At 75.0% G+C, this 1,110-nt stretch carries 2 protein-coding genes; both read right to left on the bottom strand.

Annotation, left to right across the window (positions count from 1 at the left end):
- Positions 1 to 587, bottom strand: a 587-nt coding sequence (locus EIO58_RS18385) for a ComF family protein (RefSeq protein WP_127820602.1), incomplete at its 3' end; no start/stop codon positions are given.
- A 115-nt stretch (positions 588 to 702) separates the two neighbouring features.
- Positions 703 to 1,110: LpqB family beta-propeller domain-containing protein (locus EIO58_RS18390; protein WP_240659018.1), on the bottom strand; the 408-nt coding region annotated here is incomplete at its 5' end.

The following is a 1,110-nucleotide window of genomic DNA, read 5'->3' on the forward strand; positions in this document are numbered from 1 at the left end:
CGCACGGCTTCGGCGAGCGTGGCCCCGGTCGTGACGACGTCGTCGACCACGACGACGCGCCGGCCCGCGGCATCGGGGCATCCCCGCAGGCTGCCCGCGACGTTGCGGCGCCGGTCTTCGCGATCCAGCCCCCGCTGGTCGTCCGTGCGCCGCGTGTACGCCAGGAGGCGGGACGAGCGAAAGCCCGTGCGGCGGATCAGCAGATCGGGAACGCGGAACCCGCGGCGACGGTAGGAGGCGCGCGAGGTGGGCAGGGGCACGAGGAGCGCGCCGGCGGCTTCCGTGCTCGCGAGCGCGACCTCGAGGGCCGGAGCGAGCGCCGCCACGAGACCCGTGCGGCCGTCCTCCTTGATCGCGCGCACGACCCGTGCCGCGACCCCCTCGAACGGCAGCGCGCTCCACAGCGCGACGGACGAGCCACCGGGCACGTCGAGCGTGCGGCACAGGGGCGTCGGCGTGAGAGCCACGATGCACGCCTCGCACAGGGCGGTGTCGGGCTCGTCGCACCCGGCGCACGTGACGGGCAGGAGCAGTGCGAGCGCCTCGGCACACGCCGCACGCGCAGCGATGAACAAGGATCGTGACACGGATCCACTCTGTCGCGCGCCGCGAGGCGACCCCACGGCGCCGGGCGAGTCGGTGGACAACGCGCCGCACCCGGCCACTGGGGAGGAACCTCGACCCCCTGTTCGGCGAAAGAACCTACTGCGGGGCCCCCTGCTGGGTGGCGAGGACGAGCACGCCGGTCGCCGTCGGCTGCCACGTGACGCCGCGCTTGACATACAGCGTGCCGTCGGCCGACCGCAGGCGCAGGCTCGACAGGCCGTTGCCTCCGGCGATCGACGACGTGTCGGCGGGAGCGGTCGTGGACCCCATCGGTCCGCCGACGGTCTGCTCGAGCACGGTCGATCCGGTCTCGTCGCCGGCGAGCACGCCGACCGTGGTGTCGTCGATCCAGGTGACCGCGCTGGCAGGGGCCCCGACGATCGCGAGCTGCCACGGCGTGCCGAGTGCGATCGGCAGCCCGTCGGCGTCGCGCAGGACGCCGGCCACCCACAGCATGGTCCGCCCGCCCGCGGTGACCGTCGCGGCCAGCCGCGTCCCGTCGCG

It is taken from the genome of Microbacterium sp. CPCC 204701, assembly GCF_004010105.1.
Lineage (GTDB): Bacteria > Actinomycetota > Actinomycetes > Actinomycetales > Microbacteriaceae > Microbacterium.